A 15,242-nucleotide genomic window follows, 5' to 3' on the forward strand; every position below is an offset into this window, starting at 1 on the left:
CCAGCCGGAACTTGTCTGGCCGGGCAGGTGCACCGACACGGCTGCGGCACCTGAACAGCGGCCAAGAGGTCAGGCCACCGGTGCCTTCCTGGCCTCTTCGTCACGCAAGACGCGCCGCAAAATCTTGCCCACATTGCTCTTGGGCAGCTCATCCCGAAATTCGATGATGCGCGGTCGCTTATAGGCCGTCAGCCGCTCTTTGCACCAGCGCTTGATCTCATCTTCGGTCAGGGCGGGATTGCGCCGCACCACAAACAGCTTGATGGTCTCGCCGCTGTGCTCGCTGGGCACCCCGACGGCAGCCACCTCAAGCACATCGGGGTGGGAAGCCACTACGTCCTCGATCTCGTTCGGGTAGACATTAAAGCCCGACACCAGAATCAAATCTTTCTTGCGATCCACCAACCGGATACGGCCCTGCTCGTCCATAATGCCAATGTCGCCCGTTTTCAGAAAACCATCGGCGGTAAAGGTTTTGGCCGTTTCTTCGGGCTGCTGCCAATAGGCCGACATCACCTGTGGCCCCTTGACCGCCAGTTCGCCCTGCTCGCCTTGCGCAACTGGCCGCTCCTGATCGTCGAGCAAGATCACATCGGTCGATGGCAAAGGAAAGCCTATCGTACCGCTATAGACTTTGGAGTCGGTCACGTTAACGGCCACCACGGGCGAGGTCTCGGACAAGCCATAACCTTCGATCAGGGCGCTACCGGTCAGCGCCAGCCAACGCTCGGCCACCGTTTTTTGCAATGCGGCCCCGCCGGCCAGGCACAGCCTGAGCTGAGCAAACGGCAGCTTGCCGAACGGTGCATGATTGGCCAAGGCATTAAACAGCGTATTGACCGCCGGGACGATGTCGGGCGGATTGCGCTTCCAGGCCTTGCAGATGGAATTAAGATCGCGCGGATTCATGATCAGCACCAGATGCATGCCGGCATACAAGGCAAATAAGCCGCATACGGTCAGCGCAAAGATGTGATAAAGCGGCAAAGCCACCATCATGGTGTAAGCCGGCCCTTTGAAATCGCCCAGGGCCGGATGACCTACCGCCTCGACTTGCAGCACATTCGCCATCAGATTGCGCTGACTGAGCATGGCCCCCTTAGGGCGGCCTGTCGTGCCGCCGGTGTACTGCAGCAAAGCCAGATCGTCAGGTCGCGCAGGCCTACGGCGCAACGGCAGATCCGCCCCTTGCTCCAGTGCCTGGTGCAGGCGCAACGCGCCCGGCAAAGAATACGCGGGCACCATGCGTTTCAGATAGCGCACGGCCAGATTAAGCATCGTCCCCTTAAACCCCATGCAGTCGCCTACCGTGCTGATCAGCACATGGCGCGGCTGCAGCGGCTTGGGCACCTGCTGCAATACATGCGCGAAGTTTTCCAGGATGACGATGACATCAGACTGGCTATCGGCCAGTTGATGCTCCAGCTCGCGCTCGGTGTATTGCGGATTGGTATTGACTGCAACCATGCCCGCGCGCAGCGTGCCGACCAGGGCCATCAAAAACGGCAGGCCATTGGGCAGCATCAGCATAACCCGGCTGCCTGGCTCCAGCCCTCGGGACTGCAGCCACGCGGCGAACGCGTCGGCATGTCGGTCCAACTGCCCGTAGCTAAGGTCGTAACCCATAAAGGTCAACGCCGTTCTGTCCTTGTGCTTCTTGATGGCGGCATCCAAACAATCGATCAAGGTCTGCTCGGGATCGAGCCGGATATCCCGGGGGACCGAAGGCGGATAATGTTCCAGCCATGGTTTTTGCTGAGTATCCAAGAGCTTGTCACCTAATTCTGGTTTATTTATGGTTAACTTTACTCTACCTTAATGTTCATGCACACGAACAGGACTGCATCATGAAGCTGCTCGAACCCATTTCCGCCTGGTCCCACGAAATCACGGCCATACGCCGCGATCTTCACGCCCATCCCGAACTGGCCTTCGAGGAAACCCGAACCGCCGACCAGGTCACACACTGGCTCAAGCAATGGGGCATCCCTGTGCACCGCGGCCTGGGCATAACCGGCGTGGTCGGCATTGTGCGCGGCACCGGCGGCGACGGGCCGTCGGTGGGCTTGCGCGCCGACATGGACGCGCTGCCCATGCAGGAGCTGAACGAGTTCGACCACAAAAGCCGCCATGACGGCAAAATGCATGCCTGTGGTCACGACGGCCACACCGCCATGCTGCTGGGTGCGGCCCGCTACCTGGCCGAACACCGCGATTTCGCCGGCACCGTCTACCTGATCTTCCAACCCGCCGAAGAAGGCTTTGGCGGCGCGCGCGAAATGATCAACGACGGTCTGTTCGAGCAGTTTCCTATGCAGGCGGTCTTTGGCCTGCACAACTGGCCCGGCATGCCGGCCGGCACCTTTGGCGTGCGTCCGGGTGCCATGATGGCCTCCAGCAACACCTTCAAGATTCGCATCGAAGGCAAGGGAGCACACGGCGGCATGCCCAATCTAGGCGTAGACCCCGTTGTCACGGCCGTGCAACTGGCGCAAAGTCTGCAAAGCATCGTCAGCCGCAATGTGGACCCGCTCGAACCCGTGGTACTGAGCATCACGCAGATCCACGCCGGCTCGGCCGATAACGTCATCCCCAACGACGCCCTGATGAGCGGCACCGTACGCACATTTTCCAACGAAGCCCTGGAGCAGGTAGAGCAGCGCATGCGTGAGCTGACCGAGCACACCTGCGCCGCATTTGGCTGCCGCGCCCAATTCAGCTTCGATCGCCGCTACCCGCCCACCCTCAACGATCCGGCCCAGGCCGCGTTCTGCGCTCAGGTCATCCGCGAACTGGTGGGCGAAGAGCGCCTGCGCCAGGACATACGGCCTTCCATGGGAGCGGAAGACTTCTCTTTCATGTTGCAAGAGGTGCCCGGCTGCTACGTCTGGCTGGGCAACGGCGACGGCGATCATCGCAGCCACGGACACGGCCTGGGACCCTGCATGCTGCACAACGGCAGTTACGACTTCAACGACACGCTGATTCCGGTCGGGGCCAGTTACTGGGTCAAGCTGGCGCTGGACTGGCTACGACACCATCGCTGAACCTTTAACAAATGTTTAACGGCGGGCACAAGGCTTGCCGTTACAATGCCTGTTGCTTTGCCTGCCGTGTGCGGCCCGCTTGTGCACTGCGTTTATCCGCCAATCCGTACCACTGGAGTTTTCGTGAGTACCCCCAGCACCCTCTCCCAGTTGCCCGACGGCGCGCCTACGCTGCGCGTCATGCCCATGCCCACCGATGCCAATATCCATGGCGATGTGTTCGGTGGCTGGATCATGTCCCAGGTGGACATCGCCGGTGCCATCCCGGCCACACGACGCGCCCAGGGCCGGGTCGCCACGATTTCGGTCAATGCCTTCACCTTCAAACAGCCCGTTTTTGTAGGTGATCTGCTCAGTTTCTATACGGAAATCATCAAAACAGGCCGCACGTCCATCACGGTCTCGGTCGAAGTCTACGCAGAGCGCAAGCGCCTGCAGCTGGAAACCGTCAAAGTGACCGAAGCCACACTGACCTATGTGGCCACCGATGACGAGCGCCGCAGCCGTCCGCTGCCCCCTCTCTAAGCAACAGCAACAGGCAGGCCTATGCAGGAACACCCGGTTTCCCCCTCCGACCCTCGCCCCACACCGCGCCGGCTGGAGCCGGAAGACGCACAGCAAGCCCTGCATCGCCTGCAGAACATCCTCAAGCGCCAGGAAGTAGTCGAATCCCTGGCTCAGCGTCAATTCGAGGACGACGACCGCTCCAACCTGCTCGAAGGCCTGATCCACCGCCAGCACGAGGCCGAGATCAAAGGCATTATCAACGACCTGCATCCGGCCGATATTGCCTTCATCCTGGAATCGCTGCCCGAGCTGGAACGTCAGGCCGTCTGGCAACTGGTCAGCTCCGAACACGATGCCGACGTTCTGCTGGAAGTGGCCGACTGGGCACGCGAATCGCTAATCCGCTCTATGGATTCGGCCGATCTGATTGCCGCCGCCGGCAATATGGACGCCGACGAAATCGCCGATCTGGTGCCGGACCTGCCGCCGGATGTGGTCGCCGCCGTGCAACGCGGTCTGACGGACGAAGAGCGCGCGCAACTGATCGAGGCCATGGGCTACCCCGAAGACACCGTGGGTGCCATCATGGACTTCGACATGGTGCGGGTACGCGAGGACGTCACCCTGGAAGTGGTGCTGCGCTATCTGCGCCGCCTGCAAGAATTGCCCGATCATACCGACCAGATCTTCGTGGTGGACCGTGCCGACAAGCTGCAAGGCACGCTGTCGCTGACGCGCATGCTGGTCAGTGAACCTGAAACACTGGTATCGGCGGTCATGTCCACCGACTACCTGACGCTGAACCCGCTGGACTCGGACTCGGACGCCGCCGGAGCCTTCGAGCGCTACGATCTGGTGTCCGCGCCGGTCGTGGACGATATGGGCCGCCTGATCGGCCGCGTCACCATCGACGAGGTGGTGGACGTGCTGCAGGAAGATTCACAGGAACAAGCCCTATCGCGTGCCGGTCTGCAAGAAGACGACATCTTCTCGCCCATCCGCACCGCCATCCGCAACCGCGCGCCTTGGCTGCTGATCAATCTGTGTACAGCGGCTACCGCCTCTTTCGTGGCATCGCGCTTCGAGGACACCGTCAGCCATATTGTGATACTGGCTTTTCTGATGTCGATTGTGGCCGGCATAGGCGGTAACTCCGGCAACCAGACCATGACCATGATTATCCGCGCGATCGCGACCGGTCGTGTCTCGGGTGCCAATATCGTGCCGCTGATCAAGCGCGAACTGCTGGTGACGTTCCTGGTGGGTGCCTGTGGTAGCGTTGTCACGGCTTTCTTTGCCTGGTTCATTTCCGACTCTATTGCCATCGCTGCGGTGATGATGGCCGCCATGATAGGCAATATGCTGCTGGGCGCAGCCCTGGGCGTACTGATCCCCATCTTGCGCGACCGCTTCGGCAATGACCCTGCTGTGGGCTCGTCGGTGCTGCTGACCTTTGCCACCGATTCGCTGGGCTTTCTGCTGTTTCTGGGGCTGGCGACCGTTTTTCTGCTGTAGCCTGTGCAAAAAAACGGCTTATCGCTTATTGCCGGGAACCACTGTTCATTCATGAACAGAATACGAACCCCAGAAACCGCCGTTCCATTCCGGGGCTGGGCCGCTCACGCTTTGCCCTGATGATGCATGGAGTTGTTTCGGCAAAGAAACGCATTGAGCGATCCGCTGATGTGCAGGTCCCGTACAGACGGGTACGACGGTTTGCCGCGGGCAGTCGTACTTCAGCGGCAGTGGGCACGCCTCTCAATGTCCCGATGCATCCGTCGCATCGGCATCCTCCAACAGCACCTGCAAGCTCTCTGGCACACCTAGCGCATGGCTATGCTGCAAGCGCGGCGTGGCGGCTGTGTGCTCAAAAAAATCCAGCACGCCGTTCATGACCCTGGGCCGCAGACCGGCCTGCTCCATCTGCTGCTTGACCTGCACGACTTCGTCACGCCGACGCACACCATGCACCAGATGCGTGCGCACGCTCAACTCCATGAAGTGGCGCAGGCCATGATGATCCAGATCCTGCAATACCTCGTACAGCTCGGCACGCAAGCCCAGGCGCTCGGCCAGCATCAGGTTTTCGATGGCCAGGGCTTCCAGCCCCTTGGTCATCTGGCTACGCAGCAGTTTTAAGCGCATGGCGTCACCCGCCTTACCCGGCAGAACCCGCACAGCAGCCCCGACGACGCTTAAAAGCGCAGCCGCCCTGCCAGCCCCCTGCCCTGCGGCAATCAGGGCCGTATGTACGCCCGTGGTGGGCACCGAGCCCATAATGGCGATGTCCGCAAAATCAATATCATGCTGCGCGGCCATATGCCCGATGTCCTCCATCGTCTGAGGCTCGCCCGTACACACGTCCATATACAGGGTGCCGCCCGACAGCCAGGGCAATATGGCCTGCGCCACTGTGCTGGCCTGCGCCCCGGTGACAGCACACAACACGCCCCCCACCGTGCGCCAACCATCGGTCGGCATCATGCACAGTTGCGCCCCCACCTGCTGCGCCAACGCCTGCGCCTGTGGTGTTGCGCGCCGTACCAATAGAAAGGGGATCTCCAGTCCAGCGGCTTTCAAAGCAGGGCCATATGCGCGCGCAACTTCGCCCGCACCAATCAAGGCAATACGATCCAATTGGGAAGACATAATCAATGAGACATAAAAATAAAACTAAATAAGCCAAGCGACGCCATCACGCCTAAAGCCGCTGTGACATTCCAATACTCATGCCGTTAGCATCTGGCCTGACGCACAGACGGACGAATGAGGCACAAACAAGAGAGAGCGTAAAAAAAACCCACAGACCGAAATCCGTGGGTTTCTTATCAAAGTCGCACTTACCCTTTCAGGCAAGTCTGGCAACGATCATGCCAGACGGCCATGGCACTGCTTGTACTTCTTGCCGCTGCCGCACGGGCAAGGATCGTTGCGGCCTACGCGCGGCACCTCGCCCTGGGGTGTTTCGTTCAGGCCGGGGTCCTCGCCGCTTAAGGCGGCGTCGTAATCTGAATGGTGGAAACGCACGTTGACGGGCGGCGGCGTATCAACGGCCACTTCTTCGGCCTGCTCGGGTGACTGAATGCGCACGGTCATCAGAACCTTGACGACTTCGTCGCGCACGCGATCCAGCATATCGGAGAACAAAGCAAATGCTTCGCGCTTATATTCCTGCTTGGGATCTTTCTGAGCATAGCCGCGCAGATGAATACCCTGACGCAGATGATCCAAAGCCTGCAAATGGCCACGCCACTGCGTATCGATGGACTGCAGCAACACCGCGCGCTCGAAATTACCCCAGTTGTCCTGTCCGACCTGATCGATCTTGGCCTGCAGCAGACGACGGGACTCCTCCAGCACGCGATCATGCAGATCGTCGTCGGTCAGATTGGATTCCTGCTCCAGCATGGCGGCCAATGGCAGCTCGATCTGGAAGGTGCTGGCCAAGTCCGTGGTCAGGCCAGGAATGTCCCACTGTTCTTCCATGGACTCTTCAGGCACATACTCGCGGAACAGACGGCTGACGGCCGCTTCGCGCAGACTGGCGACGGTCTCGGTAATGTCGGCCGACTCCAGAACTTCGTTACGCTGCGCGTAGATGACCTTGCGCTGATCGTTGGCCACATCGTCGTATTGCAGCAATTGCTTGCGGATATCGAAGTTGCGGGCCTCGACCTTGCGTTGGGCCGATTCGATGGAACGGGTGACCATGCGCGCCTCGATGGGTTCGCCCTCGGGCAGACGCAGACGCTCCATGATGGCGCGCACGCGGTCGCCCGCGAAAATACGCATCAGCGAGTCTTCCAGCGACAGGTAGAACCGCGACGAGCCAGGATCGCCCTGACGGCCGGCACGACCGCGCAACTGATTATCGATACGACGTGATTCGTGGCGTTCCGTGCCAATGATACGCAAGCCGCCGGCTTGCTTGACCTGCTGATTCAACGGCTCCCAAGCGGCGCGGATAGCCTGGATTTTTGCTTCTTTCTGCTCGGCGCTCAGGGATTCGTCTTCACGAACCTGGGCAATCGCACGTTCGATGCTGCCGCCCAGCACGATATCGGTGCCGCGACCGGCCATATTGGTAGCGATGGTCACATGCCCGGGCATGCCGGCTTCGGCCACGATGTCAGCTTCGCGGGCATGCTGCTTGGCATTCAGAACTTCGTGCTTGACGCCGGCGGCAGTCAGGCGCGTGGAAATCAGCTCGGAATTTTCGATGCTGGTCGTTCCCACCAGCACAGGTTGACCACGCTCGTGACAGTCCTGGATGTCCTTCAGAATGGCATTGAATTTTTCGTCATCCGTCTTGAAGACCTGATCATTCTGGTCCTTACGGGCCAGGGGACGGTTCGGCGGAATAATGACGGTTTCCAGGCTGTAGATTTCCTGGAACTCGTAGGCTTCCGTATCGGCCGTGCCGGTCATGCCGGACAGCTTTTCGTACATGCGGAAGTAATTCTGGAAGGTAATGGATGCCAGAGTCTGGTTTTCGTTCTGGATACGAACGCCTTCTTTGGCCTCTACAGCCTGATGCAGGCCGTCGGACCAGCGGCGACCGGCCATAAGGCGGCCTGTGAACTCGTCCACAATGACGACTTCGCCATCCTGCACCACATACTGCTGATCGCGGAAAAACAGATTGTGAGCCCGCAAGGCAACCATCAGATGGTGCATCAGGGAAATATGGCGCGGCTCGTACAGGGACTCGCCTTCTGGCAGCAGGCCGATTTCGGTCAGAATCTGCTCGGCACGCTCGTGCCCGGCTTCGGAAATATGGACCTGCTGGCCTTTTTCGTCGACCCAGAAATCGCCTTCGGGTTCCGGTTCGGTGGGGCGCGGCTCCTGTGTCATGCGGGTCAGCATGGGCGGGACCACATTCATGCGCACGTACAGCTCGGTATTGTCTTCGGCCTGGCCGGAGATGATCAGGGGCGTGCGGGCCTCGTCGATCAGGATGGAGTCCACCTCGTCGACAATCGCGTAGAACAGGCTGCGCTGGCGACGGTCTTCGGCGCGATATTCCATATTGTCGCGCAGATAGTCGAAGCCGAATTCGTTATTGGTGCCGTAGGTGATGTCGGCCTGATAGGCGGCGATTTTCTCGGCATTGTCCTGCTGGGGCACGACCACGCCCACGCTCAAGCCCAGGAAATTGTACAAACGCCCCATCCAGCCGGCGTCGCGCCGGGCCAGGTAATCGTTGACCGTCACCACATGCACGCCTTTGCCGGCCAGCGCATTCAGGTAGACAGCCAAGGTAGCGGTCAGGGTCTTACCCTCGCCGGTACGCATTTCCGAAATCTTGCCGTTATGCAGCGCGATCGCGCCCAGCATCTGCACATCGAAGTGGCGCATGCCAAACACGCGGATACTGGCTTCGCGCACAACGGCAAAGGCCTCGGGCAGCAAGGAATTGAGGGAAGCACCATCGGCGACGCGCTGGCGAAACGCCTGGGTCTTGGCAGTCAGTTCCTCGTCGCTGAGCCCTTTCAGGGAGGGTTCAAGCGCATTAATCTGTGCGACCAGCTTGCGGTACTGTTTAAGCAATCGGTCGTTGCGACTGCCAATAAGCTTTTTCAGCAATGAAACCATTCTTGTGTCGTCAATGTGGGCGAGGCTGCAAGGGCTTGCAACAATACCCCATTCCTATATCAGGTTAAAGGGAAGCGCAAGAAAACAATACAGTTTAACGCACATGCGTCCAGAGCAACTACTTGCCCGGCTCCAATTGTGCGATCTGATTGTCCATGTACTCGCGCGCCGGCAAAAACAAGTTAGGGTCCAGCGCATGACCGGCCATGCGCACCTCGAAATGCAGATGCGAACCGGTGGACTGCCCCGTGGAACCGACACGAGCGATCAGTTGCCCTTTTTCTACCACATCGCCCAGCTTGGCGACGATGGAAGAGGCATGGGCATAACGGGTGCTCATGCCATTGCCGTGATTGATTTCCACCAGTTTGCCATAGCCAGGCACATAGCGGGCTTCGGACACCACGCCGCCGGAAGCCGCATAGATGGGCGTGCCTTTGGGGGCCGGAAAATCCAGTCCCTCGTGCAGGGCATGCCGACCGGTGACCGGATGCCGACGCCAACCGAAGGAAGAAGCCACTTCGTCATAATCGATGGGTCGATAATTAGGCAGGCGGGCTTCGTTGCCCGTGCGCTCAGTCAGCACCGAATCAAGCATGGTGAACCAATCCTGTTGCTCGGACATCTGCTTGGCCAGATGATCCAGTTGTTCGCCCAGGCGATCCGCGCTCCAGCCCAGATCAGTACCGGCCAGGCTGGAAGCCAGGTCGGCATCTTGGGCAGGCATGGAATCGGCCAGTTCGGGATCGGTATAAGCAATGCCGGCCGCTTTGGCGACCCGCTTGCTGACCCCATCCATCTCGATCAGCTTGGCCTGCAGATCACCCACCTTTTCGGCCAGCCGGTTCACATTGTCCTGCATGGCATCGCTGCGCGCCTGCTGGCTGGCATGCGCGCCCGCATCCTGGCCGGACACGGCATCGCGTTCGCTCCAGTGCGACTGAACCCAGGCGCCGGCACCTGCCGACACCCCCAACGAAGCGGCGGCCAAAATGGCGATCAGCGCCTGCCGCAAGCCTTTGGCGTTAGAATCCAAGGACTTCTTGTCTTTTTTTCGATTCACTTTGGTAAAACCTCGAACATGACCTGGAATCCGCATTCACCATCGGCGACTCGCAAACGCGGCGGTGGCCAAAGCCACGCCTTGGGTTGGCTGGCCGGTGACCAGCAGGGTTCCCAGGTTCTGGAAATGGCCCGGCAGCTTATGGCGGCGCAGACCCATGTCAGCAAGGCCTTGCCACCCGCTTTGGGCAAGGCATGTAAGGTGGCCCGTATAGACAGACAACAATTGACGCTGGCAGTTCCCAGCGCGGCGCACGCTGCCAAGCTGCGGCAGTTGCTGCCCACTGTCATGCGGCGCTTGAATGCCGCTGGCTGGAACATTACCGATGCGCTGGTGCATGTACAAGCCCATTTGTTCGCCGGCGAGACAATAAAGCCCGAGCGACAGATCCAGCCACTGGACGAACGCGCCCTGGCGTCGTTCGAGCAATTGCGCGACGCTCTGCCACAGGGGCCGCTGGCCGACGCTGTCGCCAGGCTGCTGCGACATCATCGCGGCTGAGCCGCCTGCCGTAGCGGGCGGCGCACCGCAATCAGGCGAATTTCCACTCGCTGGTATAGGCACGCGGCGCAGCCGCGGCCGACTCGAACGAGACCAGTTCCCAGCTATCCTGGGCGGCCAGCAAGGCGCGGGCCAACTGGTTGTTCAAGCCGTGACCCGACTTGCAGGCCACGTAGCGGGCGATCAGCGGATGGCCGATCAGATACAGGTCGCCGATGGCGTCCAGTATCTTGTGCTTGACGAACTCGTCCTCGTAACGCAGGCCATCGCTGTTGAGCACGCGGTACTCGTCCATGACGATGGCATTGTCCAGGCTGCCCCCACGGGCCAGCCCGGCCGCCCGCAAGGCTTCCACTTCGCTGGCAAAACCGAACGTACGGGCACGGGCGATGGTTTTGACGTAAGAGTCGCGGGCAAAGTCCACTTCGGCAAAATTAGCGGTCGCATCAATGGCCGGGTGGTGAAAATCGATGGAGAACTGCAGAGAAAAACCTTCGTACGGTTCCAGGCGCGCCCACTTGATATCCTGCCCTTCGCCTTCGGAAACTTCGATAGGCTTGAGCACGCGCAGAAACTTCTTGGGCGCGGCCTGCTCCTGCAGGCCGGCCGAACGCAGCAGATACACAAACGTACCGGCGCTGCCGTCCATGATGGGTACTTCTTCGGCGGTCAGATCCACATGCAGATTATCGATGCCCAGGCCGGCAATGGCCGACATCAGGTGCTCGACGGTGGAGACGCGCACATCATCCTTGATAAGCACAGAGGCCATGCGAGTGCCGCCGACCTTGTCGGCCTGGGCCGGCAGGTCCACGACTTCGGGCAGATCAACGCGGTGAAACACAATACCGGTATCAGGCGCCGCGGGACGCAACGTGATTTCCACGCGACGGCCGGAGTGCAGGCCGACTCCCTTGGTACTGATAATGTTCTTGATGGTGCGCTGGCGAAGCATGGTATTTTTTGTACTTGTAAATCGTTGTTCGTACAGAGGATTGTAACCGCGTTGCGGGTTATCCACTATAAGTTTTGTGTTGCTACACCTTGCTGTCAAGCGATCGTTTGCAACAGAATCCCGAAACAAGAACGCCTCCCTGGCGCGAACGCCAGGGAGGGAGTGTGGGAGAAATCAAACAGGCGAATCGGGTATCGCCTGATTTGACTCAATCAGCTTGCTTGCGCAGGAAAGCCGGAATGTCGAAATGATCCATACCGGCGGTTTCCAGGGCGCGCACCTGGGCCGAAGCCTGGCTGCGTGGATTGCGGATCACGGCAGGCACATCCGCATTGGCGTAATCAGCACCGATGACGGGCATGTTGTCCGTACCGGTACGCAGCACTTCCTCGTTGTTCTGCACCAGTTGCGGACGCGACTGCTTGCGGCCCAGGCCGGTCGCAACCACGGTCACGCGCAGGCTGTCGCCCATGGCTTCGTCGTAGGCCGTGCCGAAGATGACGGTGGCGTCTTCAGCGGCATAGCTGCGGATGGTATCCATGATCTCGCGGGTTTCGCGCATTTTCAGCGATGCGGAGGAGGTGATGTTAACCAGCATGCCACGGGCACCGTGCAGGTCCACGCCTTCCAGCAGCGGGCAAGCAATGGCGCGCTCGGCGGCTTCGCGGGCACGGTTCGAGCCCGAAGCGACCGCCGTGCCCATCATGGCCTGACCCTGCTCGCCCATGATGGTCTTGACGTCCTCAAAGTCCACGTTCACATTACCTTCGACATTGATGATCTCGGCAATGCCCGCGCAGGCATTGTGCAACACATCGTCGGCAGCCTTGAAGCAGTCGGACTGAGTCGCGTCCTCGTCCATCAGGTCGTACAGGTTTTCGTTCAGCACCACGATCAGGGAATGGACGTGCTTGCTCAGCTCTTCGATCCCTTCTTCGGCCATACGCAGGCGGCGATTGCCTTCAAAAGAGAATGGTTTGGTTACCACGCCCACAGTCAGAATGCCTAGCTCCTTGGCCACTTCGGCCACGACAGGGCTGGCACCCGTGCCGGTGCCGCCGCCCATGCCAGCCGTAATGAACACCATGTTCGCGCCGTTCAGGGCTGCACGGATTTCCTCGCGCGCCGTCTCGGCGGCGGCACGGCCCTGGTCGGGCTTGGCACCGGCACCCAGGCCGGTGCGGCCCAGACGGATCTGGATGGGGGCTTCGCTGCTGGCCAGGGCCTGCGAATCCGTATTGGCGCAGATGAAATCCACACCCTGCACGCCGGAATGGATCATGTGCGTGACGGCATTGCCGCCCGCTCCCCCCACACCGACCACCTTGATAACCGTGCCGTTGCGGCTGGTATCCAACATTTCAAAGTTCATCATGATTGACTCCCACTCAAACACAAATTAGTAAATTTCCAACTCGCTTCCCCGATACAGCTTCGATTTGGAATCGCCTCAAAACACCTGCCAGCCTCTGGGCTCGCAACCGGTTTGAATCGCCTCCCGGACAGCCCTTGCGGACCACCCCTTTCAGGCATCTGCATGCCTTTAATTCATGAACCACTCTTTCATGCGCGCCAGCAGGCCTTTGACACTGCCTTTCTGCTGGGCAACCTTGCGGCCCCGCGCACTTTGCAAACGCGCCTCGGTCAACAGGCCCATGACCGTCGAAAAACGCGGATTGCGCATCACATCGGCCAGACTGCCCTCGTAGCTGGGCACGGCGACCCGCACCGGCTTCAAGAACACGTCCTCGGCCAGTTCCACGATGCCGGGCAACATCGCCGTGCCGCCCGTCAAGACCACGCCCGAGGACAGCAGGTCCTCGTAGCCCGACTCGCGCAGACTTTGCTGCACAAAAGTAAACAGTTCTTCCACGCGCGGCTCGATCACCGCGCCCAGGGCCTGACGCTTGACCTGACGATTAGGCCGATCGCCCAGTCCGGGCACTTCGATCATTTCCTCGGGATGGGCCAGCGATTGCTTGGCCACGCCAAAACGCAACTTGATTTCTTCGGCATCGGGCGTGGGCGTGCGCAGCATGGCGGCAATATCACTGGTGATCTGGTCGCCGGCGATAGGGATCACATCCGTATGACGAATGGCACCGCCCGTATAAATGGCAATGTCGGTCGTGCCGCCGCCGATATCGACCAACACCACGCCCAGTTCCTTCTCGTCGGCTGTCAGACACGACAGGCTGGAGGCCAGCGGCTGCAGGATAAGATCCTGCACTTCCAGGCCGCAACGGCGCACGCATTTAACGATGTTTTGGGCGGCACTGACGGCACCGGTCACGATATGCACGCGCACTTCCAGGCGCAGACCGCTCATGCCGATGGGCTCGCGTATATCTTCCTGCGAGTCCACGATGAACTCCTGGGTCAGCACATGCAGCACTTGCTGATCGGTCGGAATATTGACGGCTTTGGCCGTCTCGATCACGCGTGCCACATCGGTGGCGGTCACTTCCTTGTCCTTGACGGCCACCATGCCGCTGGAATTAAAGCTGGTGATGTGGCTGCCGGCAATGCCCGTATAGACTTCACGGATCTTGCAATCAGCCATCAGTTCGGCTTCCTCCAGCGCGCGCTGGATGGAGTTGACCGTCGTCTCGATATTGACAACCACCCCCTTGCGCATGCCCTGGGACTCATGCTGTCCCAGACCAAGCACTTCAAACCGGCCTTCCGGCAGGACTTCAGCCACCACAGCAACAACTTTGCTGGTGCCGATGTCCAATGCAACGATCAGGTCTTTGATGTCACGAGTCATAGTGTTCTTTACTTCACAGGGGTAGATGGAACCGGAGCCAGCGTGATCGCAAAGCCATTCGGATAACGTAAATCGGCGCTTTGCAGCGTGCGGTCGCCCAAGCGCTGCATCAGGCCAGGCCAGGCCTGCACAAATCGTTCAATACGCACGGCAAAGGGCAAAGCCCCTTTGCGTCCGTGCGGGTCGGCAATATCGGCCGCAGGATCGCGGCCCAGATTCAGTTGCGTGCCGTTCGAGAGCGTCACGTCCCAGGCATAACGTGGGCTGAGCGCGACCTCGCGCACCTGCACATCCAGGGGGCCGAACCAGCGCGCCAGCTCCGCATAGCGCTGCACCACCAGCCGCTCGGAATTGGGCGGACCGCTTAACTGCGGCAGTTGCGCGTCGTCGGGCACCACCGCCTGATTGGCCGCAAACGCCTCGCCCCAGGTGTTGATCATGTCGTTCTCATTCCAGTAGGCCAACGGCTGCTGCTCTTCGATGCGAACTTGCAGCGTATTGGGCCAGACCCGCCGGATCTGAGCACGCCGCACCCAGGGCGCGGTTTCGATCAAGGCACGGGACTTGTCCAGGTTGACCGTAAAGAAGTTGCCCTCCAGACGGCCCGCTACCGTGGCCTTGACGCCTTCGGGCGTGACATAGGCCAAGGGTTCGCCTTGCGACGATTCGATCTGGATACGCTCGATATTGAAATACGGACGACGCACAGCCCAGATGATGACCCCGACGACCAGCGCCGACACGGCCAGCAGCGCCAGCGTGTTAGCGATCAGATTGGTCAGGCGGGCATCGGAAAACATGTTC

Annotated in this window: 12 protein-coding genes; 4 read left to right on the plus strand and 8 right to left on the minus strand. The window is 60.2% G+C overall.

Features of this window, described 5'->3' with window-relative positions:
• Nucleotides 1–69: 69 nt before the first annotated feature.
• A complete protein-coding gene (locus AADW57_RS14020; RefSeq protein ID WP_341667510.1) occupies nucleotides 70–1,767 on the minus strand; it encodes an AMP-binding protein in 1,698 nt (565 codons plus the stop codon).
• Nucleotides 1,768–1,847: 80 nt separating this feature from the next.
• Between AADW57_RS14020 and AADW57_RS14025 the strand changes: the two genes are divergently transcribed.
• From AADW57_RS14025 to mgtE, 3 genes are all read left to right on the plus strand, one after another.
• On the plus strand, nucleotides 1,848–3,047 hold the full coding sequence (locus AADW57_RS14025) for a M20 aminoacylase family protein (protein WP_341667511.1): 1,200 nt from the start codon (nucleotides 1,848–1,850) through the stop codon (nucleotides 3,045–3,047).
• 180 nt (nucleotides 3,048–3,227) lie between these two features.
• Nucleotides 3,228–3,572 carry an acyl-CoA thioesterase gene (locus tag AADW57_RS14030; RefSeq protein WP_003803527.1) on the plus strand — a complete coding sequence of 115 codons (345 nt, stop codon included), beginning with the start codon at nucleotides 3,228–3,230 and terminating at the stop codon, nucleotides 3,570–3,572.
• A 21-nt stretch (nucleotides 3,573–3,593) separates the two neighbouring features.
• Nucleotides 3,594–5,069 carry a magnesium transporter gene (gene mgtE / locus AADW57_RS14035; RefSeq protein WP_341667512.1) on the plus strand — a complete coding sequence of 492 codons (1,476 nt, stop codon included), beginning with the start codon at nucleotides 3,594–3,596 and terminating at the stop codon, nucleotides 5,067–5,069.
• 243 nt (nucleotides 5,070–5,312) lie between these two features.
• Here the strand turns inward: mgtE and AADW57_RS14040 are convergent, their stop codons facing one another.
• The 3 genes from AADW57_RS14040 to AADW57_RS14050 form a co-directional block, all read right to left on the minus strand.
• On the minus strand, nucleotides 5,313–6,203 hold the full coding sequence (locus tag AADW57_RS14040) for a DUF1932 domain-containing protein (RefSeq protein WP_341667513.1): 891 nt from the start codon (nucleotides 6,201–6,203) through the stop codon (nucleotides 5,313–5,315).
• Nucleotides 6,204–6,422: 219 nt separating this feature from the next.
• Entirely contained in the window at nucleotides 6,423–9,149 is a 2,727-nt protein-coding gene (gene secA, locus AADW57_RS14045) for a preprotein translocase subunit SecA (protein WP_341667514.1), read from the minus strand.
• Between the two features lie 118 nt (nucleotides 9,150–9,267).
• Entirely contained in the window at nucleotides 9,268–10,143 is an 876-nt protein-coding gene (locus AADW57_RS14050) for a M23 family metallopeptidase (protein WP_445819209.1), read from the minus strand.
• An 87-nt stretch (nucleotides 10,144–10,230) separates the two neighbouring features.
• On the opposite strand from AADW57_RS14050, the gene AADW57_RS14055 reads away from it, so the two are divergent.
• Nucleotides 10,231–10,713, plus strand: coding sequence for a DciA family protein (locus AADW57_RS14055; protein WP_341667516.1), 483 nt, complete (start codon nucleotides 10,231–10,233; stop codon nucleotides 10,711–10,713).
• 31 nt (nucleotides 10,714–10,744) lie between these two features.
• On the opposite strand, the gene lpxC is transcribed toward AADW57_RS14055, so the two are convergent.
• From lpxC to AADW57_RS14075, 4 genes are all read right to left on the minus strand, one after another.
• Nucleotides 10,745–11,668, minus strand: a complete 924-nt coding sequence (gene lpxC, locus AADW57_RS14060) for a UDP-3-O-acyl-N-acetylglucosamine deacetylase (protein WP_341667517.1) — start codon at nucleotides 11,666–11,668, stop codon at nucleotides 10,745–10,747.
• A 208-nt stretch (nucleotides 11,669–11,876) separates the two neighbouring features.
• Nucleotides 11,877–13,043 (minus strand): cell division protein FtsZ, encoded by a 1,167-nt coding sequence (gene ftsZ / locus AADW57_RS14065; RefSeq protein ID WP_341667518.1) that lies wholly within the window; start codon nucleotides 13,041–13,043, stop codon nucleotides 11,877–11,879.
• 168 nt (nucleotides 13,044–13,211) lie between these two features.
• A complete protein-coding gene (ftsA, locus tag AADW57_RS14070; RefSeq protein WP_341667519.1) occupies nucleotides 13,212–14,438 on the minus strand; it encodes a cell division protein FtsA in 1,227 nt (408 codons plus the stop codon).
• An 8-nt stretch (nucleotides 14,439–14,446) separates the two neighbouring features.
• Nucleotides 14,447–15,238: a cell division protein FtsQ/DivIB gene (locus AADW57_RS14075; protein WP_341667520.1), complete on the minus strand. Its 792-nt coding sequence runs from the start codon at nucleotides 15,236–15,238 to the stop codon at nucleotides 14,447–14,449.
• Nucleotides 15,239–15,242 lie beyond the last annotated feature (4 nt).

The organism is Alcaligenes sp. SDU_A2, from assembly GCF_038237375.1.
Lineage (GTDB): Bacteria > Pseudomonadota > Gammaproteobacteria > Burkholderiales > Burkholderiaceae_B > Alcaligenes.